The organism is Roseomonas sp. SRI_022, from assembly GCF_057586215.1.
Genome location: NZ_JBYCZL010000014.1, coordinates 117,565 through 137,264, shown reverse-complemented (window position 1 = coordinate 137,264; position 19,700 = coordinate 117,565). Strand labels below are relative to the sequence as shown.

Below are 19,700 nucleotides of genomic sequence, written 5' to 3'. Positions count from 1 at the left end.
CGCTCCTCTCAGGCAGGCACGGCTTCGGGCCGCGGGACGGGATCGGGGAGGCGCCGCCCGGTGGCGGCGTCGAACAGATGCAGCGCGGCGGGCAGGCGAAGGTGCAGCAGCGCGCCAGGCGACGGGCTGTGGCGACCCGGGATGCGCGCCTGGACCGTTTCGCCTTCCGCGCCGGGGGAACAGGTCAGCACGGTCTCGGCACCGAGGAATTCGGCCGAGACGACGCGCACCGGCAGGCCCTCGCCATCGGTCACGGCGATTTCTTCCGGCCGGAGCCCCAGGATGGCGCCCGCTGCCGCGGCCGGCGCCACGATGGGCCCCTCGGTGCCGGCGATCACCGCGCCGCCATCGCCCGGTGCGAGGCGCAGCAGCGACATCGGCGGCGTGCCGATGAACCCCGCGGCGAAGACGGAGGCCGGGCGCGCATAGACCTCCTCGGGCGTCGCGTCCTGCTCGATGCGGCCGTCGCGCATCAGCACGACCTGGTCGGCCATGCTCATCGCCTCGGCCTGGTCGTGCGTGACATAGACCATGGTGATGCCGAGGCGCTGCTGCAGCGCCCGGATCTCGCGCCGCATCTCGGCACGCAGCTTGGCGTCGAGGTTCGAGAGCGGCTCGTCCATCAGGCAGACCGGCGCTTCGGCCACCACCGCGCGGGCGAGCGCGACGCGCTGCTGCTGCCCGCCCGAGAGTTGCGATGGCCGGCGCGCGAGGAGCGTCTCCAGCCCCAGCATCGCGGCGGCGCGCTTGAGGCGCGCATCGCGCTCGGCCCGATCGACATGCCGCGCGCGCAGGCCGAAGACGATGTTCTCGGCCACGTTGAGGTGCGGGAACAGCGCGTAGGACTGGAACACCATGGCGATGCCGCGGGCGGCTGGTGGCAGCGCCGTGACATCCCGCCCCGCGATCTCGACCAGCCCGGCATCAGCGGCTTCGAGCCCGGCGATGACGCGCAGCAGCGTGGATTTGCCGCAGCCGGAGGGGCCAAGCAACACCAGGAAGCTGCCCGGCCGCGCCGCGAGGCTGAGATCCCGGAGCGCCGCCGTGGCGCCGAAGGACTTCGCAATGCCGCTCAGGCGGAGCGCATCGGGGGCGTCACGCTCCGCGGTCATGGGCGCTTCCTGCCGGCACTGCATGACCGGGCGATGACAGACCCGCGTCCGCCGCGTGAAGACCCATTGTCGCCGGGATCGCGTAGGTGAGGTGCAGCACTTCATCGAGCAGCACCGTCGCGACGCCGTCGGGCTGGATCAGCCTGGTCTCGACATGATCCTCGTGCAGGTGGTGCAGCAGCGCGCCGCCGTGGCGCAGCCCGGGCAGGCCTTCCTGCTGCACCGGGCTGACATGGAAGGAGAGCGCCGGCGCCCAGGCGAAGGTGACGCCGCCGATCGAGAATTCATGGTGCAGATGGAGGTGGCCCGAGGCGACGAGGCGCAGCGCCGGATGCGCGATCAGCGCGGCCAGCCGCGCGCGCGCGGGCGGCGGTACAGACCACTCGTCGAAGGCGGTGTCGTCAGGCGTCGTGACGAAGATCGGCTTGTGCAGGAACAGCGCGATGCGGCGCGCCCCGGCGGTGGCGATGGCCTGATCGAGGAAGGCCTCCTGCGCCGCTTCCTCCGCGATGCCCATGCCCATCACTTCGGTGTTGAGGCCGATGACGCGCCAGCCCGGCAGGTCCACCACGCCGCGGCCGGGACCGCAATGCGCACGGAAGCGCGCCAGCCGATGTTCCGTCACCGGCTGCTTCGGCTGCATGCCGGGATGGCTGCCGACATCGTGGTTGCCCGGCAAGGCGAGGAGCGGCGCGGGGAAGGCACGATGCAACGCGGCCGCGAAGGCCATGTCCTCGTCGCGATCAGCGCCGTCGAGCGAAAGGTCTCCGGTGGCGACGACGAGGTCGGGCGGGTCGTCCTCGACCGCGCGTCGGATGCGCTCGAGGTTCTCCCGGAACAGGCCGTTGCGGGGGGAAAGATGCGCGTCGGTGATCTGCAGGATGGTCGGCATGATTGGCGCGTCGTTCCTCCGCGGCGCCGGGCGCCGGCAGGCGGGGCGGCCGGGGCAGGACGCTACCTGCTTGCGCGGCGTTGGGGGAAGACCGCGCGGGCGTCCTCGCACCGATTCACGTGCTGCACTGCGAAGGGGGCGGTGCGTTCCTCGATCGGCACCTGCGCGTTCCTGCGCGTGCTGAACACCTCGAGGCTTGGCACGCGAAGGTCGCGGCCATGCCGGCGATGGCGCGCACGGTGCCGCTGGGCCGAACGGCGCGGGCGGGCGCCACCGGCCTCAGGGCCAGGGGCCCTCGAGCGCGGCGCGTGTCTCGGCGACGCCCGCCGCCCAGATGCGTTGCATGGCGGCGTCCGGGATCTGCCAGGCGCCGCCGTAACTGCCGTCACCGAGCATCTCCCGCACCCGCGCCGGCGGCGCCGCCTTCATCAGGGCGGTGTCGACCGCCGCCTTCCCGCCGGGCGGCGCGGGGGCATGCGCGAGGCGCGTCCACGGGAAGTTCTCGAACCAGTTGCCGTGGCTCGCATCCGGCGCCTCCGCCTGCGCAGCGGCCCAGGTGGCGGGCGCGTTCCACCAGTTGTGGAAGCGGATGGAAAGGCGCGGATCGGTCGCCATGATCTCCTGCGCCAGCGCGCCGACGGGCGCGTTGCCCCCATGGCCGTTGACGATGAGGATGCGCCGGAAACCCGACCCGGCGACCGAGGCGATCAGGTCGCGCGTCACCGCGAGCAGCGTCTCGACGCGCAGGCTGATGCTGCCCGGGAAGGCAGCGAAGTAGGGCGCCAGGCCGAAGGGCATCGCGGGGAACACCGGCACGCCGAGCGGCTCGGCCGCTTCCACCGCCACGCGCTCGGCCAGGATGGCGTCGACGCAGAGCGAGAGCTGCGCATGCTGCTCCGTGCTGCCGAAGGGCAGCACGCAGCGGTCGTCATGCGCGAGCCAGGCCTCGATGTCGGCCCAACTGCTGTCCGCGATCCTCACCGGGCAACGGGGGCGACGTCCCAGGCGTAGGTCTCCTCGTCGGAGCGGCCCACGCGAAGCGTCACCCGGTCGCGGCGCATCGCCCAGGCTGAGCCGACCGCCGCGATCGGGATGACGACCCGCTCGCCCATGAAGCGCGCGCCGACGTCCTGGAGCAGTTGTTCGCGCCGACGGTCGTCGAGCTCGACATTCGCCGCCTGGATCAGCCGGTCGATCTCGGGGTTGGAATAGCCGTACCAGTTGAAGGCGCCGAGGCGGAGCTCACGGTTATTGGTGTGCGCATTGGCCGAGTAGTAGTAGTTCGCTTCACCCGTCAGCGTGCCCCAGCCGGCCATGATGTTGGAGAGTTCCCCACGCGCGCGGGCGGGGAAGATCACCGCCGCGGGCTGTCCGGCCGCCTGCACCTCGATGCCGATGCGCGCGAGCATCTGCGCCATGGAGGTGCCGACGCCGTTGTCGCCCGGCAGGCGGTTGTTGGTGAAGTTCAGCACCATGCGGAAGCCGTTCGGGTAGCCGGCCTCCGCGAGCAACTGGCGCGCGCGCGCCACGTTCGGCGTCGGGATGCTGAGTGCCGGGTTATAGCCGAAGATGCCGGGCGTCACCATCTGGCTCTGCGGCGTGCCCATGCCTTCCATCGCGACTTCCGCGAGCGCGCGGCGGTCGATGGCGAGGTCGATCGCCTCCCGCACGCGGGCATCGCGATACGGGTTGGCAGGCAGGCGCGATCCGTCCCGCGCGGTCACCTGCGATGTGGACTCGCGCTGGTCGAGTGCGAGGTTGAACACATAGACCGTCTCGGCCTTCACCACGGAAAGTGTGCGCTCGCGCTCGAGCGTCGGCACGTCGGCCGCCGGCACGCGCACGATCATGTCCACTTGGCCGGTCCGCAACTGCGCGACGCGCGCGGCGGGGTTCGCGATCTCGCGCCGGACATGGCGCGCCCAGGCGGGGCGCGCGCCCCAATACGCGTCATTGCGCTCGACGGTGAACTGCTCGCGCGGCGTCCAGGAGCCGAAGCGATACGGTCCGGTGCCGATCGCCGCACGGCCGGCATTGAACGCCTCGTTCGAGTTCTCCGGCGTCAGCCCCGCCGTGGCGCGTGCCGAAACGACGAACAGCCGGATGAAGTCATTGGGCAGCGTCGGCGCGGGCCCGTCGGTGACGACGCGCAGCGTGTGCGGGTCGACCACCTGCACCTCCCGCACGCGACGGACGTAGATGCTGGTCGGGTTCGGGCCCGACAGCGTCTGCATGCGGCGGATGGAGGCAGCGACATCCTCCGCCGTCATGTCCGATCCGTCATGGAACTTCACGCCGCGGCGCAGCCGGAACTCCCAGGTGGTCGGGTTCACGATCGACCAGGATTCCGCTAGGCCCGGTTCGATCTGCAGCCGGTCGCCCGAATGGGTCAACGTGTCGAAGACATGCTTGAGGGATTCCGAATGGGTGCCGGTCGCGGTGTAGTGCGGGTCGATGCTCTCGGGCCCCGCGATGACGCCCATGGTGAGCGTCTGGGCCGATGCGGAGCCACCCAGCAGCGCGCCGGCGGCAACGGTGGCGAGGGCGAGGCGGCGGAGGTCGCGCGTCATCTTCACTGTCTCCCGTTGGAAGCATCCCGTCCGGCGATGCTGGAATGCCTTGCATCGCCTGTAAACTGCCGGATAGTCGGCGCAATGCTCGGCTATGTCATCCAGCGTCTGCTTCAGGCGGCCCTCGTCATGCTGGCGATGTCGGCGCTTGTCTTTGCCGGCGTCTATGCCATCGGCAACCCGATCGACGTGCTGATCTCCCCGGACGTGACGCAGGACATCAGGGAACAGGCGATCCGCCGGCTCGGGCTCGACCTGCCACTCTGGCAGCAATACCTGGCCTTCCTGGGACGGCTGCTGCGGGGGGACTTCGGTACGTCCTTCGTCTTCGGCATGCCGGTGCTGACGCTGATCCTGTCGCGCCTGCCCGCCACGCTGGAACTGGCGCTGGCGGCGGTACTGATCGGCACGCTGGCGGGCGTGCCGCTTGGGATCTATGCCGGCTACCGGCCGCACAGCGTGGTCTCGCGCGTCATCATGGCGGTCTCGGTGCTGGGCTTCTCGGTCCCGACCTTCTGGGTCGGGCTGATCCTGATCCTGACCTTCGCGGTCAACCTGGACTGGCTGCCAGCGGGCGATCGCGGGCCGGTGGTCGAGGTCTTCGGCATCGGCTGGTCCTTCCTGTCGCTGGAAGGCCTGTCCTTCCTCGCGCTGCCGGCGCTCAACCTCAGCCTGTTCAAGCTGGCCATGATGATTCGCCTGTCGCGCGCCGGCACGCGGGAGATCATGCTGACCGACACGGTGAAGTTCGCCCGGGCCGCGGGCCTGTCGGACGCGACCATCCTGCGCCGCCACGTGCTGCGCCTGATCTCCATTCCCCTCGTCACGGTCTTCGGCCTTGAACTGGGCTCCACCCTGGCCTTCGCGGTGGTGACCGAGACCATCTTCAACTGGCCCGGCGTGGGCAAGCTGATCATCGATTCCATCACCGCGCTCGATCGTCCGGTGATGGTCGCCTACCTGGTGCTGGTGGCCTTCCTGTTCGTCACCATCAACCTGGTGGTGGATCTGTCCTATGCGCTGCTGGATCCGCGGCTGCGGCGCGGCGGGGCCGCGGCATGAAGGCCTTCTGGCGTGAATATGCCGAGCACCGCGTGGCGCTGCTGGCGCTGATCGTCGTGCTCGTCATCGTCGGCGCGGCACTGGGTGCGCCGATCTTCGCGCCGCAGGACCCCTACGACCTCGCGAGCCTCGACCTGCGCGACGCGCGCCGGCCGCCGGGCTTCGTCGGCTCGAACGGCTATGTGCATGTGCTGGGCACGGATGCGCAGGGGCGCGACCTGCTCTCGGCCATCCTGTACGGGCTGCGCATTTCCCTGCAGATGGGGCTCGCCGCCGGGACGGTGGCGCTGACCATCGGCGCGCTGCTCGGCATCCTGGCGGCGCAGGCCGGCGGCTGGGTCGAGACCGCCATCATGCGCGTGGTGGACTTGCAACTCTCTTTCCCCGCCATCTTGCTGGCACTGGTGCTGGTGGCCGTGCTTGGCCAGGGCAAGACGCAACTCGTGATCGCGCTGGTTGCCGCGCAGTACGCCTATTTCGCGCGCACTGCCTATGGCGCCGCCAGCGCCGAACGACGCAAGGATTATGTCGAGGCCGCGGCCGCCACGCCGCTCTCGACGCTGCACATCGTCTTCCGCCACGTCCTGCCGAACGTACTGCCGCCGCTGATTGTTGTGGCCACCGTGCAGGTGGCGAATGCGATCTCCCTGGAGGCCACGCTGTCCTTTCTCGGCCTTGGGCTGCCGCCGACCGAACCCTCCCTCGGCATGCTGATCGCCAACGGCTTCCAGTACATGATGAGCGGGCGGACCTGGATCTCGGTCTATCCAGGCATTGCGCTGATCGTGCTGGTCGTGGCGATCAACCTGGTGGGTGACCAGTTGCGCGACCAGACGAACCCCAGGCTCAGACGATGACCGCTCCGCGGAGGGGCCGATGACCGCGCCGCTGCTGGAAGTCACCGATCTGCGCACGCATTTCTTCACGCGCGCGGGTGTGGCGCGCGCGGTGGACGGCGTGTCCTTCTCCCTCGCGCCCGGCGAGATCCTCGGCCTGGTCGGCGAAAGCGGCTCGGGTAAATCCGTGACCGGCTTCTCTCTGCTCGGGCTGGTCGATCCGCCCGGGTGCATCGTCGGCGGGTCGATCCGCTTCGACGGGCAGGAACTGGTCGGCCTGCCGGCGGAACGCATGCGCGCACTGCGCGGCAAGCGCATCGCCATGGTCTTCCAGGACCCGCAGGCCACGCTGAACCCGGTGCTGACCATCGGTACGCAGATGGCCCTCGCATTGCAGGCGCATGGCCGAGTGTCCGATCGCGCAGCGGCCGAACGCGCCGGCGCGATGCTGACGCGCGTCGGCATCCCCGAGGCCGCATCGCGGCTCTCCAACTATCCGCACGAATTCTCCGGCGGCATGCGCCAGCGCGTGGCCATCGCCATGGCACTGCTGAATGGGCCGGAGCTGATCGTGGCGGACGAGCCCACCACCGCGCTCGATGTCTCGATCCAGGCGCAGATCCTGGCGGAGATGAAGGCGCTGGCGCGTGATTCCGGCACAGCGCTGATCTGGATCAGCCACGACCTCGCGACGGTCTCCTCGCTCGCCGACCGCGTGCTGGTCATGTATGCCGGGCGCATCGTCGAGAGCGGTCCTGTCGGCGCCGTACTGCGCGCACCCCTGCATCCCTATACGCGCGGGCTGCTCGACAGCCTGCCCGCCATGGCCGAACCGGGCCAGCGCCTGGCGCAGATCCCGGGCACCGCGCCGTCTCTCCTCGCGCTGCCTACCGGCTGCCCCTTCGCGCCGCGCTGCGCCCATGCGGATGTTGCCTGCACGACGCCACCGCCGCGCATCGAGCGCCCCGGACGCCAAGCGCTGTGCCATCACCCGCTGGAGGCCGCGGCATGACCGATGTTGTCGCCGCCACCGCGCTGACGCGTCGGTTTGACCCGCATCTGTCGATCGGCGACCGCATTGCCGCGATGTTCGGCGCAGCCGTAGAGACCCGCCCGGTGCGCGCCGTGACCGACGTTTCCTTCACCATCCGCCGCGGGGAAACGCTGGGCCTGGTGGGTGAATCCGGCTGCGGCAAGTCGACCCTCGGGCGCATGGTCGCTGGCATCCTGCCGCCGAGCGTGGGCGAGATCAGCATCGAAGGCCAGCCGGTGATGCACCACGGCCGCAAGACCACCACGCGCATCCAGACGGTGTTCCAGGATCCCTTCGCCTCGCTCAACCCACGCCGGCGCATCGATGCCACGATCAGCGAGGGGCCGATCGCGCATGGCCTGATCACGCGCGCCGAGGCACCCGCCTTCGTTGCCGACTGGCTGGCGCGCGTCGGCCTCGACCCCGGCGTCGCGACACGCTTCCCGCACCAGTTCTCGGGCGGGCAGCGGCAACGCGTGGCGATCGCCCGCGCGCTGGCGATGAAGCCCGACATCCTGGTCTGCGACGAACCGGTCGCCTCGCTCGACGTGTCGATCCAGGCGCAGGTGCTGAACCTGTTCCTTGACCTGCGCGCCGCACTCGGTCTCACCTGCCTGTTCATCTCGCACGACCTCTCCGTCGTGCGGCATGTCTCGGACCGCGTGGCCATCATGTATCTCGGCCGCATCGTTGAGGTCGGCCCGGCCGGGCAGGTCTATGCGACGCCACGCCACCCTTACACGCAGGGCCTGCTCGACAGCGTGCCGAAGCTGCGCCTGGACGCGGATGCGGTCGGCTTCCGGCCGATCGCCGGCGAACTCCCTTCGCCGCTCTCGCCCCCCACGGGCTGCGCCTTCCATCCGCGCTGCCCGCGCGCGACGGAGTTATGCCGGCGCGAACGCCCGGCGCTGGTGGCGAAGGACGGCGTCGAGGTCGCCTGCCACCACGCGTGAGCCTCACGCGTCGCCGCGGAGTGGCCCCGGCTACACCTTCTCAGCGCGGATGCGGGCGGCGGCGACCTCGGCGAAGCGCGCCGCCTATTTCCCCCCGTCCACGCTGATCACCTGGCCGTTGATGTAGTTCGCCATGGGCGAGGCGAGGAACAGCACCGCATTGGCGATGTCCTCCGCGAGCCCCAGCCGGCGCAGCGCGATCGAGGCGAGCACGCGGGCCTGCCCTTCCGACCCGTAGGCCGCCCATTGCTTCTCGGTCGCGGCGTTGGACAGCACGAAGCCCGGCGCGACGCTGTTCACGTTGATGCCGAACTGGCCGAGTTCGTGCCCCAGTTGCCGCGTCAGCCCGACCAGCCCGTGCTTGGCGCTGGCATAGGCCTGGATGCCGGTGCGGCTGGGCTGCAGTCCGGCACCGCTGCTGATGGTCACGATCCGCCCGCCGCCCGCCCGCTTCATCCCCGGCACCACCGCCTGGCAGAGCGCGAAGGCGGCGTTGAGGTTGATGTCGAGAATGGCGTGCCAGTCGGCCTCCGGCACCTCCTCGATCGGGCGGTTCACCTGGCCGCGCACGCCGCCGGCGTTGCAGACCAGCACGCCGACCGGCCCACCGGTTGCCGCTTCGACTTCGGCGATCCAGGCCTTCGCAGCGCCGGGCGCCGTCAGGTCGAAGGCCTTGGTCGCGATCGCGCCCGGATGGTCGGCGGTTCCTGCCAGTTCCTCGGCCGAGATGTCGCAGCCGAAGACGCGCGCCCCGAGTGCGGCGAAGCCGCGCGCGATCGCGCGCCCGAACCCGTGCCCGGCGCCGGTGACGGCAACGGTCACGCCGGTGAAGTCGTATCCCTTCATGGCGACATCAGCTCCGTGAGGTTGGCGTCCGACATCGGGCGCGCTCCGGCCTCGCATTCATGAGTCATGGCGACGAGGCGGCGCACCGTGGGGCAGGGCAGGCCGTGCCGTGCGCCGATCTCCGCGATCGGAGCGATCTGCACGTCGATCTCGGTGCGGCGCCGGCGCACCCAGAGGTCGCGCCAGACGCCCGAATGCGTCTTGGCGTTGGGTCGGTTGAAGGCGACCATCTCGGCGACCGAGGCCGCCGCCTGCGCCTCGGTCGCTCCCGGCGCGAAGGCGGCCGGATCGAAGCCGTTGAAGCCGCGCGGCTCCACGCCCTCGGCCCGCGCCACCGCCACTGCCTCGGACCCGAGCGCGCGCCAGAGCGGCAGCAACTCGGGTCGCGCCAGGCAGTCGGCGATGCCCTTTTCCCCCAGCGCCTGGGCGAAGAGCATCGCCCCGTATCCGAGCTTGCCCCAGAGAAAGCCCCAGATATTGTCGGTCGTGACGGCGGCCGGTTCGAAGGTGTCACGCAGCAGGGCGTGCAGCGCGGCGAGCCGCGGCGTAGCTGCGCCGTCCAGTTCGCCCAGCACCAGGGCGCCGCGTCCGCCGTACATGATGCGCCCCGGTCCATGCCAGTCGGCGCTGAAGTTCACGAAGCAGCCCATCGTCCGTTCCTGCCCGACGATCCCCGCGATGATCGTCTCGCAGAGGCCGTTCTGCAGCGACAGCACATAGCCGTCCGGCGCGAGGTGCGGCAGCAGCGCGCGGCAGGCCGCCTCCGTGTGGTGCGCCTTGACGCAGAGGAAGACGCGGCGGAACACGCCCTGCACGCGATCGGGCGTGAAGGCCGGGGCGACGACGCGGTGCGGATCGACCGGTCCCTCGATCGACAGGCCGCGCACTGGGTCGGCGATGGCGGCGACGTGCTCTGCCTCGATGTCGACGAAGACCACCGCATGGCGGGCGCGGACCAGCGCAGCGCCGACGGTGCCGCCGATCGCGCCCGCCCCCCATACCAGGATCGGCCCCCGGTCCGTCGCCTCCCGCGCCTCGGCCTTCTCCGCTTCCTTTGCCATGCCCGTCCCTTCGCAACCTCTGCGTCGCCATCACGCCGACGCTACGCCGCGGACCGCCGCCGTCAATGCTCCAGGCTTCTTCGAGGAATCGCCGCGGCGGGGCGTCGATGGAAGCCGCGCCATCACGTTCGCCGCTGGGGCTCTGGCGATCCGGCTGACGACCGCGCGCGGGATCCGGGTCAGGGTTCAGGTCTTCTTCCGCGCGCTCCTCCAGTTGCTGCGGGCGGGGCCGCTGATCGCCGGCACCCGCCTCGCCGTGTTCCGCAGGCGCCGGCCCGCGCAACCTTGCAACCGCGATGGTGATCTTCTTCACCGACGTCGTGTTGACGACGTTGCGCGCTGGACCGGTGCTGGGGGGGAGTGGGCTGCCTAAGGCGACATCACGGCGTTGGTGGCGCTGGCAGCCGAGCGGCGCGCGAACTCGGCCGTGGCGGCCCTGCGCGTCACAGCTCTGGCTGACCGGCCCGCTATTCCTGTGAACTGATACCCGTCATCCGGACGACAGCCCGGAACCGCTCCCGCTCGGCACGCGCGAAAGTGGCATACTGCTCGACTGAGGATCCGGCAGGTTCTGCGCCATTCGCCAAGAAGACCTGGCGAATCTCAGGATCCTGAATGGCCCGATTGGCGGCGGCGTTCAAGGCGTCCACGACCTCTGGCGGCGTACCGCGGCGTGCAACGATGCCGACGGTGTTGGACATGTCGAAGCCCGCGAAACCCGCTTCGTCCAGGGTCGGTACATCGGGCACGGCGGCGCTTCGCTGCGGAACGGCGAGGGCCAGGATCCGCAGGCGCGCGTCCTGTGCCTGGGGCAGCAGCGGCGGCAGGCCGGACACCACGGCCTGCACCGTCCCTGCCACTGTGTCGGCCACCGCGGGCGCCGCGCCGCGATACGAGACGTGCACGACGTTGACCTCCGCCCGTAGCGCGAGATATGCCGCAGTCAGATGCATGACGCCGCCGCGGCCGGAATTGGCGACGTTCACCGCGCCAGGCTGTGCCTTGGCAAGCGCGATGAACTCACCGATCGTGCGCGCCGGCACGGACGGATGCACCGCGATGGCGACGGGGGTGATGCCCATCAGCGCAATGGGCATGAAGTCACGGACCGGGTCGTAAGGGAGATCCGTCTCCAGCAGCGGCTTCACAGCGAGCTCGCTGCCCGAGGCGAAGAGCAGCGTCGTGCCGTCCGGCCTGGACTGGGCGACGGAGAGCGAACCGACCGTACCGTTCCCGCCGGCGCGGTTCTCCACCACGACATTCTGGCCGAGATGGTTCCTGATGCCCTGGGCTACGGCCCGCGCCATCAGATCGGTGCCGCCCCCTGGCGCGTAGGCGACAACGAGGCGGATGGGCCGGCCTCCGGCGATCTGCGCCCGCAAGGGGCGTGACAACGCAAGTGCCGGTGCAGCGAGAAGCAGGGAACGCCGATGCATCGCCACCCCCTTCACCCTACCGGCGGCGGCGTATAGGCCATCCGCTCCTTCTGCCTGATGCGCTCCATCCCACCGTACTCGTCGACCTTTCGCGCCTGGGCGGCGACGGCCTCGGCGTCCATCGTCTCGGGGTCGACCATGGCACGCAGCCGCGCTTCCATCTCCTCCAGCAGCGGGGCATGGGAGGGGTCGCCAGCGAGGTCATGCAACTCCTCCGGATCGCTCTCAAGGTCGAAGAGCTGCGGAGCCGCGCCGACGTAGTGGATGTACTTGTGCCGGAGCGTTCGCAGCATGAAGACCCCATTGGGGCAATAGGTGTGCAGCTCCGATAGCGCCGCCCGATCCCTTGGCGGTGCGCCGGCCAGGGCGAGCAGGGATTCGCCGGGCAATGAGAGCTCGGCAATGGCATCGGCGGCGCCGACCGCGTCGAGGATGGTGGCGGAGACATCGCAGAGCGTCACCGGCGTCGGGCAGGGTCGACCGACCGGAACCTCGGGGCCCGCCATGAGGAGCGGGATGCGGGCGCTTTCCTCGTACATGGTGCATTTGCCCCACAGGCCGCGCGTGCCGAGGTTGTCGCCGTGGTCCGAGGTGTAGATGACGCGCGTATTGTCCGCGAGGCCGGCCGCCTCCAGTGCCGTCAGGATCTTTCCGACATTCTCATCCATGAAGGAGACGAGGCCGTAGTAGCCCGCCAGCGCACGCTGCAGGTCGGCATCGTCGCGGAAATGCCGGTAGTGGTCCGACCGATGCCCGTAACCGCGCAACCAAGGATGCGGCAGGCGCTCTGCCGCCGGCGCGTCCCAAAGCTTCGGTCGCGGGAAGTCACGGTCGGCATAGCGATAGTAGTGCTCCGGGGGCGCCGTGAGCGGGAAATGCGGCGCGACCATGGAGACGAACAGCACCCATGGCTTGTCGGTGTGCTTCGGCGCACTTTCTCGCAGCCAGACCTGCGCTGCGGCTGCGACGCGGCGGTCGTACAGCGAGTACTCGCTCTCGCCTGGTCCGGATTGAGCGATCAGCTTGCGAGCACCGGCTTCCCGCACGTCCGACGGATCACGAAGCAGCATGGTGACATCGCCGGTGCCACCCGTGATCTGCATCGGCAGGATCATCTCGCTGAAGCCGTAGTCCTGACCTGCGTGCCCTTCGAAATGCAATTTTCCGATCGAGGCGACATGGTGTCCGCGGTCGCGCAGCGCCTTGTGCCAGGACGGCATGCGTCCGTCATAGGCGATGGCATTGTCCCAGCAGCGACTGCGATGCACAGGCTGGCCCGTGGCGAAGGCGCCGCGCGCCGGAACGCAGATGGGTGACGGCGTATAGGCCGCGTCAAAGCGCGTGCCACGTGCCGCGAGCCGATCGAGATTCGGGGTGGCCACCATGGCGTCGCCGGCGAAGCCGGCGATCTTCGGGTTGTGCTCGTCGGACATGATGACGAGCAGGTTCCGGCCTTTGGTCATGGACTTGCTTCCTCAGATCTCGCCGCCTTCGCCGTCGGCGCAGCGTCACGCCGAGGGGGCAGTTGCACCAAGGTCTAGAGCGCCTGAAGCAGGGGCGGCTACGATGACGATCGCCGAAACCATTCCAAAGTGGCATATCGCGTGGAAATCCGCGGATGCCGCCGCGGATCGGCCGGCATGTTGCGGTGCGGAGACGTCATGAACACGGACGACATCGGGAACTTCCTGGCTGTCGCGGGTAGTCAGAACCTCAGCGCAGCGGCACGCCAACTGCGCATCTCACAGCCGACACTGACCAAATCCGTGGCGCGGCTGGAGCGGGCCCTTGGCATGCAGTTGTTCGAGCGCAAGGCGAGGGGCGTCGTTCTCACGGAATCCGGCCGCATCTTCGCGACGCATGCGCGCGACATCCATGCACGGGTGGAGGATGCCTCGAGTGCCATGCGTGATCTGCGCGGAGGTCGCGCGGGGCTGGTGCGCATTGGCGTCGGTATCGGCATCCCACAATCGTTGCTCGCCGAAGCCATGCGGCCCTTGGTTCGTCAGGGCATGATGATCGAGATGCTGGGCGGCACACCGGCCATCTTCGGTCGGTTGCTGCTGAACAGTGAGATCGACTTCGCGCTTGCCGGATCAGGATTCGCCAATGACGGCGAGCTTATGTGGAAGCCCCTGTTCCGCGACCCGCGCGTCGTGGCAGCGCCGGCGGATCATCCCTTGCTGCGCCGCCGGGCGGTGGAGTGGGCGGAACTCGCTGAGGAGGCCTGGCTCGTGCCCGGCAGCGGGACGGAAGCACGGGGATGGCTCGAACATCAGTTCCACAGTCGCAAGCTCGCGCTTCCCAAGGTCGTGATCGCGCTACGCGATCACCCCTTTCCGCTGCATTTCGGTACGGTTCTCAATGCCATGGCGCTGTTGGAACGCTCGCGGCTCGCGGCGACGGAAGCCGGGAGCGCGTATCGGGAGGTCGCCTTGGCGTCGCCGGAGGATGTCTTCGACCGCTCGGCTGGGCTGGTCTGGCGATCCAAGGGTTATCTCAGTCCGACAGCGCTGCGCCTGATGAAGCATATCGAGGCGGCGGCGCGCGCGAGGCACCAGCCGGACAAGGTGCGGGAACCGCGTACGAGCCGACGCGCTGCCGCAGCGCAGCCAACATGACGATATGCAGGAACGCCGCCCGGTGACCTGGCCATCCGAGCCTGCGACAGCCCTGAAGGCGCGCTGTGTGCCAGGGCGGGTTGGCAAGGCACTTCCGGTTGCGCCTGCCTCCGCGCCTCGCGGTACCTTGACGACGGCGGGGGCTTCACCCGTCGTCACCATTCCCGGGGGCAACGCCGTCGTCGGAACCGATGCGCCGGTGGCCAGCTTCCGACCGAACGGGTACGGCCTGTCCAACATGTGTGGCAAGGTCTGGGACTGGTGTGCGGACGCGTATCGCGTGCGTTCGTTGAGCTCCGCCGCAAGGGCGCGCAACGCTGCGGCCACAGTGGCGCGAAACGCGTGATGAAGGGCGGTTCCCAGCTTTGTCACGAGAGCTACCGCTACCGCATCGCGGCGCGGACAGGACACAGTCCCAACACCTCGGCCGGTCACACCGGCTTGCGCCTGGCCTACGACGATCCATTCGGCGTCCGGCGCTGATCGGATGCTAGCCGCTTCGGGCATGGCAGCGGCGCCTGGGAGCGGACCCGACGGCATTACCACGGCGCCCTTCGCCGCGTAGCCTCGAGCGGTGAGACATCAGCGGAAGGCTGTCATGGGCATCTCGCCGTCGCCTTCTCCACGGGCACCATCAACCACATCGCGCGCTGGTGTTCCCCGGCGGTCGATGAACGACCGGGAAATCGGCGAGACCTTCGCGCGCTTCATCATCGCCGGCCTTTGCCGGCGTGACGCGACATGACCGAGGCGGGGCCGTCGGACCTGGCGTCCCCCCAATGGCGGCCGATCTCAGGCTACCCCCAACAGGCGGATCAACCCGAGGCTGATGCCGATCAGCAGGACCAGCGACGCGATCACCGCCGCCGTGACGCGCCCGCCCACCGCCCGCAGGACCCGCAGATCGACGCCAAGGCCGAGCGCGGCCATCGACACGATCGTCAGGATCTTCGCGAGCAGGCCCAGCGGCCCGACCGCTGCCTGCGGAACCAGGTCGAGTGAGCGAAGTGCCGCAAGCCCCAGGAAGCCCAGGATGAACCAGGGCACGAAACGCATCGGGGAGAGCCGTCGCGCGTTCTCCGCCCGTCGCGCCGTCTCGCCCATCACGCTGAGCGCGACGACCACCGGCCCGAGCATCAGGACCCGCACCAGCTTGACGATCGTGCCCATCTGCACGCTGACCATCGCGACGGGCGCCGTCGCGGCTAGGACCTGCGGCACCGCATAGACTGTAAGCCCCGCCAGCACCCCGTACTGCGTCGCCGAGAGCCCGAGGACCGGCACCAGCAGGGGCAGCGACAGCACCACGATCACGCCGAGCACTGCGGTGAAGGCGATGGAGGAGGCGATATCGCGTCCGTTCGCCCCGATCACGGGCGCGACGGCCGCAATGGCGGAGTTTCCGCAGATCGAGTTGCCGCAGGCGACCAGCAGCGCCAACCGGTGTGAGAGGCCAAGCCCGCGCCCGATGCCGTAGCTCGCCCCGATGGCCAGCAGCACGACGAGGGCAATGCCGATCAATAGGCCAGGCCCGACGGAAAGCAGGACCTGGACGCTGACGGTCGCGCCGAGCAGCATCACTGCCACCTCGAGCAGCGTTTTCGCGCTGAACGCGATGCCCGGTAGCCAGCGCTCGCTCAACCGTCCCCAGCTTCGCAGCGCGATGCCCGCAAGGATCGCGATGACCAGGGCCTCGACATAGGGGTGGCCGAATGTTGCCTCCTCGACGGCCTGCAGCGCGAGGCTGAGCAGCGCGATGCCGAGGCAAAGTGCGACGCCCGGTCCGATCCGGGACACGGCGCGCGTAATGACCGTCATGAGACCCTGGTTCCCTGCAACGCCGGCAACCGGCCGGCCGAGGACTTGCAGAAGCCTCAGGCATTCGGATAACTCCAATACATTCTTCTCACACAAGCATATCCTATAGTTATGACCATCAATCTTCACCTGCTGCGACTGTTCGATGCCGTGGCGAGCCGCGCCAGCTTCTCCCGTGCTGCTGAGGCCCTGCATATCAGCCAGCCTGCCGTCTCGAAGGGCGTGCGAGAGTTGGAAGCCCAGCTTGGCAGCCCATTGCTGGAGCGCGGGCCGGGTGGCATCCGCCTGACTGCGGCCGGACATGTGCTGGCTGGCCACGCGAGGATCGTATTCGCTGCCGAACGTTCGGCCGAGGAAGACCTGGCCGCGCTACGCGGCCTCACCCGCGGCGTGCTGCGGATCGGGGCGAGCACGACCGTCGCGACCTACGTCCTCCCGCCCCTGCTTGGCGCCTTTCATCGAGCCCATCCCGGGGTGGAACTGCGGCTGACGAGCGCGAACACCAGGGCCATCGCCGACCTGCTGCTGCAGCGGGAACTCGACATCGCGATCGTCGAGGGGCCGGTGAGCGAGCCGAGCCTTCACGTCATGCGGTGGCGCGAGGATGCGATGGTCCTGATCGCGGCGCCGGCGCATCGTCTGGCCCGGCGAAAGGGGCCGATCCCGGCGACGATGCTCGGGGATGAGATCCTCATCGTCCGGGAACCCGGGTCCGGCTCCGGCGAGATCGTCGAGGCCGCGCTGGCAGACAAGGGCATCGTGCCGCGTCAGACGCTTGAGGTCGGCAGCACGGAGGCGATCAAGCAGGTGGTCATGGCGGGGGTCGGCGTTGCACTGATCTCGGCGGATGCGGCGGCGGACCAGATCGCCCTCGGCAAGCTGCGCGTGGTTCGGATGCGCGACTTCGATCTTCGACGGGACTTCAGTCGATTGAGCATTGCGGGCCGTCAACTCAGCCCGGTCGCGACGGCGTTCGAGGCTCTTCTCTGACTGGTCGGCGCGAGGCATCGCGCGTTGCATTGTGAGGGACTCCACCACATGCTGCATTCCAACAGCGCCTTCGACGGGCTGCTGAACCAGGCGTTGAGCGAGTTCGATGAAACGCACCGCAACCAGCCTTTCGCCGATGCGACGCGGCTCGCGGTCCGCGACGATGTCGGACTGATCCCGCTGTACTGGCAGCGCCATGTCTGGGGCACCAAGGCCGACCTTCGCTACGAGGCGAATGTGCAGAGCGACAACGCCGTGCGCTTCATCCGCGTCCAGCAATAGGGGGGCGCCGCGCGGGGCGGAACGGTTGGACCTCGCAAGATTTCCCACCGCAGGGAGGTGGCAACCGGGGGAGGGCGGTAGGGAGCCGACATTGCCCGGAAATGCTGCCACCATCCGGATGCAGGTGCGGGCGATGCTGCCAGCGACGCGGGATTCTCGCCAACCGGTGCGGCCTCACTTGCCTCGTGCTGCTGCAGTCGCGGGGTGTGACGCTCACGAAGAAGGTACTGGCCTCGTAGCGCGCGCGGATTCAGCGTTGAGGCAGGTCCTCGAATCGGGAGGCGATGATGAACGGAGTCGCAGAGCTTTCGTCATGCCGGACACGTCCGCTGCTCGCGGCAAGGATGGTGTGACGTGACGTGCAAGGCGGCCCGCAAGCGGCGTTCACGTCATCCGCGTGGTGTCACGGCTCCACGCAAGTTGAAGCCAATCAGCCCGCCCACGACGCTGGAGAAGGACGCCGAGATTGCGCGCTTGGCCCAAGACCTGGCCGAAACGCAAGCGAGGCTGCGGGAGATCGAAGAGCGGGGCACCGAGGCCTACACGGCACGGAAGATTGAATCGCTGCTGGAGGCGGCGCAGGTCGCACGCGGACAGGCGTTCGACGCGTCGCTCGCGCGAAACAGGGCAGAGGGTGAATTGCGCATCCTTGAGCGGGCGATCATGGAGGCGCGCGGTCCGGCTGGGTGGCTCCTGCGTCGCGCTGCGCGACACGTGCTGGCACAGGGCACTGGCCAGCACGACGACTGACGGGATCGGGTCGTATTGTCATCACGGCGGCATCCGCAGTTCGCCCTTAGTCGGTGACGATCGTCGCGAGCAGCACCGCGAGGCGGCAACCGCGCTCGAATTCGGGGATGTCCACGTACTCCTTGACCGTGTGGATTTCGTATTGGCCAGCGCCGATGGTCACAGTTGGCACGCCGTGCTTTCCCGAAATCCAGTTCGCGTCGAGCCCGCCATTCGAGAAGACGAGGCGCGGCTCGAGGCCGAGTGCCGCGACCGCCCTGGCGGCGTGGCGCACGACGGCGTCGGTGTCATCCAACCGGAAGGGCGGATAGGACGGCGTGTGCGTGAAGGAAACCTCGGCTGTTGTGCCGTCGGATGCCTTCACCTGTGCCTGCGCGGCGGCGAAGGCGGCGCGATAGCCCTCGGTGATGCTGGCCGCGAAGGCGGCTTCGGGACTGCGGGCCTCGCCGACCAGTACCGCGAGATCCGTCACCACATTGGTTGCGTCGCCAGCCGGCTGCCCCGGCTTGCCGCCGAAGATGCCGACATTGCTGGTGCCGTTCCCGTCGGGCTTCACCACCTTGCCGAACCAGCCGGCCTTCGCGGCCTCGGCGAGGCCGATGGCGCCGACCAGCGTCGCGGAGATGCCGGTTTCGGGCGCCACGCCGGCATGGGCGGCGCGGCCCTTGATCTCGACGCGCCAGTTCTCCTGACCGACCGCACCGGTGATCAGGTCGCGAGCCAGCTTGCTGTCCACGTTGAAGCCCATCACGGCGCCGCCGAGATCGGCCGCGTTCAGCTCGCGTGCGCCATGCAGGCCGCTCTCCTCCCGCACCGTGAAGAGCAGCGTGATGGGCGGATGCGGCAGGCGGTGCTTCAACAGCGTCTCGGCCAGGCTGACCAGGACGGCGCAGCCGGTGCGGTTGTCGCCGCCAAGGGCGGTGCTGCCATCCGTCTCGATGCGATCGCCTTTGCGGATCGGCTTCGCCCCGGCGCAGAGCGGGACCGTGTCGAGATGCGTCGAGAAGAGCAGCCGCGCCCCTGGCCGGGTGCCGGGCAGGTCAACGATGAGGTTGCCCGTCTCCGTCGGAAGCGGAATGCGCTCATGCGCCGTATCGAAGCGGATCGCAGGCGCAGGCACGCCAACCGCCTTGAGGTCCTCGACGATGGCTGCGGCGATGAGGGCTTCGTGGCCCGTGATGCCCTCGATAGCGAGGTAACGCATCAGGCGTTCCACCGCCGCATCCGCGTCGAGTGGCAGCGTCGGCGGGGTTGAATCGGTCATACGGCGGCCTCCTTGCAGCTTTTGCGGGCTCCGAGCCTGAGCGATCTTCCAGGCGACGAGCCAATGGTCCCGGAATACGGATCGACCCAACATGCTTCGAGAAGACTAGCCGAGCTGCGGTCGCCAGTCGCGGGTCTGGCGTCCCGTGGCTGGACCGGCCATCCGGGACACGGG

19 protein-coding genes are annotated in these 19,700 nt (G+C 69.2%); 9 read left to right on the top strand and 10 right to left on the bottom strand.

The genetic code is table 11. The annotated features are described in order from the left end of the window. Positions 1 to 8: 8 nt before the first annotated feature. From AC2YHJ_RS15860 to AC2YHJ_RS15845, 4 genes are all read right to left on the bottom strand, one after another. On the bottom strand, positions 9 to 1,112 hold the full coding sequence (locus AC2YHJ_RS15860; RefSeq protein ID WP_487397045.1) for an ABC transporter ATP-binding protein: 1,104 nt from the start codon (positions 1,110 to 1,112) through the stop codon (positions 9 to 11). Beyond that, positions 1,096 to 2,004, bottom strand: a complete 909-nt coding sequence (locus AC2YHJ_RS15855; protein WP_487397044.1) for a metallophosphoesterase family protein — start codon at positions 2,002 to 2,004, stop codon at positions 1,096 to 1,098. Before AC2YHJ_RS15855 ends, AC2YHJ_RS15860 begins: the two co-directional genes overlap by 17 nt. 279 nt (positions 2,005 to 2,283) lie before the next feature. Then, the gene (locus AC2YHJ_RS15850) at positions 2,284 to 2,985 is read right to left on the bottom strand and encodes a creatininase family protein (RefSeq protein ID WP_487397043.1); all 702 of its coding nucleotides are present in this window, start codon (positions 2,983 to 2,985) and stop codon (positions 2,284 to 2,286) included. Further along, positions 2,982 to 4,574 carry an ABC transporter substrate-binding protein gene (locus tag AC2YHJ_RS15845; RefSeq protein WP_487397042.1) on the bottom strand — a complete coding sequence of 531 codons (1,593 nt, stop codon included), beginning with the start codon at positions 4,572 to 4,574 and terminating at the stop codon, positions 2,982 to 2,984. The genes AC2YHJ_RS15850 and AC2YHJ_RS15845 overlap by 4 nt, the downstream gene beginning before the upstream one ends. Positions 4,575 to 4,658: 84 nt before the next feature. On the opposite strand from AC2YHJ_RS15845, the gene AC2YHJ_RS15840 reads away from it, so the two are divergent. The 4 genes from AC2YHJ_RS15840 to AC2YHJ_RS15825 are packed head-to-tail and all read left to right on the top strand — an operon-like array spanning position 4,659 to position 8,458. Next, a complete protein-coding gene (locus tag AC2YHJ_RS15840; RefSeq protein WP_487397041.1) occupies positions 4,659 to 5,636 on the top strand; it encodes an ABC transporter permease in 978 nt (325 codons plus the stop codon). Then, complete coding sequence (locus AC2YHJ_RS15835) at positions 5,633 to 6,493, top strand: ABC transporter permease (protein ID WP_487397040.1); 861 nt, start codon at positions 5,633 to 5,635, stop codon at positions 6,491 to 6,493. The genes AC2YHJ_RS15840 and AC2YHJ_RS15835 overlap by 4 nt, the downstream gene beginning before the upstream one ends. A gap of 19 nt (positions 6,494 to 6,512) precedes the next feature. Beyond that, positions 6,513 to 7,484 carry an ABC transporter ATP-binding protein gene (locus tag AC2YHJ_RS15830; RefSeq protein ID WP_487397039.1) on the top strand — a complete coding sequence of 324 codons (972 nt, stop codon included), beginning with the start codon at positions 6,513 to 6,515 and terminating at the stop codon, positions 7,482 to 7,484. Beyond that, positions 7,481 to 8,458 carry an ABC transporter ATP-binding protein gene (locus tag AC2YHJ_RS15825; RefSeq protein ID WP_487397038.1) on the top strand — a complete coding sequence of 326 codons (978 nt, stop codon included), beginning with the start codon at positions 7,481 to 7,483 and terminating at the stop codon, positions 8,456 to 8,458. The genes AC2YHJ_RS15830 and AC2YHJ_RS15825 overlap by 4 nt, the downstream gene beginning before the upstream one ends. Positions 8,459 to 8,542: 84 nt before the next feature. On the opposite strand, the gene AC2YHJ_RS15820 is transcribed toward AC2YHJ_RS15825, so the two are convergent. From AC2YHJ_RS15820 to AC2YHJ_RS15805, 4 genes are all read right to left on the bottom strand, one after another. Next, entirely contained in the window at positions 8,543 to 9,304 is a 762-nt protein-coding gene (locus tag AC2YHJ_RS15820; RefSeq protein WP_487397037.1) for an SDR family NAD(P)-dependent oxidoreductase, read from the bottom strand. Then, positions 9,301 to 10,365, bottom strand: a complete 1,065-nt coding sequence (locus AC2YHJ_RS15815; protein ID WP_487397036.1) for a ketopantoate reductase family protein — start codon at positions 10,363 to 10,365, stop codon at positions 9,301 to 9,303. Before AC2YHJ_RS15815 ends, AC2YHJ_RS15820 begins: the two co-directional genes overlap by 4 nt. Before the next feature lie 467 nt (positions 10,366 to 10,832). Continuing rightward, positions 10,833 to 11,801 carry a Bug family tripartite tricarboxylate transporter substrate binding protein gene (locus AC2YHJ_RS15810; RefSeq protein WP_487397066.1) on the bottom strand — a complete coding sequence of 323 codons (969 nt, stop codon included), beginning with the start codon at positions 11,799 to 11,801 and terminating at the stop codon, positions 10,833 to 10,835. An 11-nt stretch (positions 11,802 to 11,812) separates the two neighbouring features. Then, positions 11,813 to 13,264, bottom strand: a complete 1,452-nt coding sequence (locus tag AC2YHJ_RS15805) for a sulfatase family protein (RefSeq protein WP_487397035.1) — start codon at positions 13,262 to 13,264, stop codon at positions 11,813 to 11,815. Between the two features lie 198 nt (positions 13,265 to 13,462). On the opposite strand from AC2YHJ_RS15805, the gene AC2YHJ_RS15800 reads away from it, so the two are divergent. Continuing rightward, the gene (locus AC2YHJ_RS15800; RefSeq protein ID WP_487397034.1) at positions 13,463 to 14,422 is read left to right on the top strand and encodes a LysR family transcriptional regulator; all 960 of its coding nucleotides are present in this window, start codon (positions 13,463 to 13,465) and stop codon (positions 14,420 to 14,422) included. A 4-nt stretch (positions 14,423 to 14,426) separates the two neighbouring features. Further along, on the top strand, positions 14,427 to 14,768 hold the full coding sequence (locus AC2YHJ_RS15795; RefSeq protein ID WP_487397033.1) for an SUMF1/EgtB/PvdO family nonheme iron enzyme: 342 nt from the start codon (positions 14,427 to 14,429) through the stop codon (positions 14,766 to 14,768). A 446-nt stretch (positions 14,769 to 15,214) separates the two neighbouring features. Here the strand turns inward: AC2YHJ_RS15795 and AC2YHJ_RS15790 are convergent, their stop codons facing one another. Continuing rightward, entirely contained in the window at positions 15,215 to 16,240 is a 1,026-nt protein-coding gene (locus tag AC2YHJ_RS15790; protein WP_487397032.1) for a YeiH family protein, read from the bottom strand. Between the two features lie 111 nt (positions 16,241 to 16,351). On the opposite strand from AC2YHJ_RS15790, the gene AC2YHJ_RS15785 reads away from it, so the two are divergent. From AC2YHJ_RS15785 to AC2YHJ_RS15775, 3 genes are all read left to right on the top strand, one after another. After that, entirely contained in the window at positions 16,352 to 17,230 is an 879-nt protein-coding gene (locus tag AC2YHJ_RS15785) for a LysR substrate-binding domain-containing protein (RefSeq protein WP_487397031.1), read from the top strand. A 48-nt stretch (positions 17,231 to 17,278) separates the two neighbouring features. Beyond that, entirely contained in the window at positions 17,279 to 17,512 is a 234-nt protein-coding gene (locus tag AC2YHJ_RS15780; RefSeq protein ID WP_487397030.1) for a hypothetical protein, read from the top strand. A gap of 354 nt (positions 17,513 to 17,866) precedes the next feature. Next, positions 17,867 to 18,262, top strand: coding sequence for a hypothetical protein (locus AC2YHJ_RS15775; RefSeq protein WP_487397029.1), 396 nt, complete (start codon positions 17,867 to 17,869; stop codon positions 18,260 to 18,262). Between the two features lie 46 nt (positions 18,263 to 18,308). Here AC2YHJ_RS15775 and AC2YHJ_RS15770 read toward each other — a convergent pair whose 3' ends face one another. Continuing rightward, positions 18,309 to 19,526, bottom strand: coding sequence for a M20/M25/M40 family metallo-hydrolase (locus tag AC2YHJ_RS15770; RefSeq protein WP_487397028.1), 1,218 nt, complete (start codon positions 19,524 to 19,526; stop codon positions 18,309 to 18,311). Positions 19,527 to 19,700: the final 174 nt, after the last annotated feature.

What these genes read in the sequence shown, in the direction of transcription:
- AC2YHJ_RS15860 (WP_487397045.1), bottom strand. Translation starts at nt 1,112, where the DNA reads ATGACCGCGGAGCGTGACGCCCCCGATGCGCTCCGCCTGAGCGGCATT.
- AC2YHJ_RS15855 (WP_487397044.1), bottom strand. Translation starts at nt 2,004, where the DNA reads ATGCCGACCATCCTGCAGATCACCGACGCGCATCTTTCCCCCCGCAAC.
- AC2YHJ_RS15845 (WP_487397042.1), bottom strand. Translation starts at nt 4,574, where the DNA reads ATGACGCGCGACCTCCGCCGCCTCGCCCTCGCCACCGTTGCCGCCGGC.
- AC2YHJ_RS15840 (WP_487397041.1), top strand. Translation starts at nt 4,659, where the DNA reads ATGCTCGGCTATGTCATCCAGCGTCTGCTTCAGGCGGCCCTCGTCATG.
- AC2YHJ_RS15835 (WP_487397040.1), top strand. Translation starts at nt 5,633, where the DNA reads ATGAAGGCCTTCTGGCGTGAATATGCCGAGCACCGCGTGGCGCTGCTG.
- AC2YHJ_RS15830 (WP_487397039.1), top strand. Translation starts at nt 6,513, where the DNA reads ATGACCGCGCCGCTGCTGGAAGTCACCGATCTGCGCACGCATTTCTTC.
- AC2YHJ_RS15825 (WP_487397038.1), top strand. Translation starts at nt 7,481, where the DNA reads ATGACCGATGTTGTCGCCGCCACCGCGCTGACGCGTCGGTTTGACCCG.
- AC2YHJ_RS15820 (WP_487397037.1), bottom strand. Translation starts at nt 9,304, where the DNA reads ATGAAGGGATACGACTTCACCGGCGTGACCGTTGCCGTCACCGGCGCC.
- AC2YHJ_RS15815 (WP_487397036.1), bottom strand. Translation starts at nt 10,365, where the DNA reads ATGGCAAAGGAAGCGGAGAAGGCCGAGGCGCGGGAGGCGACGGACCGG.
- AC2YHJ_RS15810 (WP_487397066.1), bottom strand. Translation starts at nt 11,801, where the DNA reads ATGCATCGGCGTTCCCTGCTTCTCGCTGCACCGGCACTTGCGTTGTCA.
- AC2YHJ_RS15805 (WP_487397035.1), bottom strand. Translation starts at nt 13,264, where the DNA reads ATGACCAAAGGCCGGAACCTGCTCGTCATCATGTCCGACGAGCACAAC.
- AC2YHJ_RS15800 (WP_487397034.1), top strand. Translation starts at nt 13,463, where the DNA reads ATGAACACGGACGACATCGGGAACTTCCTGGCTGTCGCGGGTAGTCAG.
- AC2YHJ_RS15795 (WP_487397033.1), top strand. Translation starts at nt 14,427, where the DNA reads ATGCAGGAACGCCGCCCGGTGACCTGGCCATCCGAGCCTGCGACAGCC.
- AC2YHJ_RS15790 (WP_487397032.1), bottom strand. Translation starts at nt 16,240, where the DNA reads ATGACGGTCATTACGCGCGCCGTGTCCCGGATCGGACCGGGCGTCGCA.
- AC2YHJ_RS15785 (WP_487397031.1), top strand. Translation starts at nt 16,352, where the DNA reads ATGACCATCAATCTTCACCTGCTGCGACTGTTCGATGCCGTGGCGAGC.
- AC2YHJ_RS15780 (WP_487397030.1), top strand. Translation starts at nt 17,279, where the DNA reads ATGCTGCATTCCAACAGCGCCTTCGACGGGCTGCTGAACCAGGCGTTG.
- AC2YHJ_RS15770 (WP_487397028.1), bottom strand. Translation starts at nt 19,526, where the DNA reads ATGACCGATTCAACCCCGCCGACGCTGCCACTCGACGCGGATGCGGCG.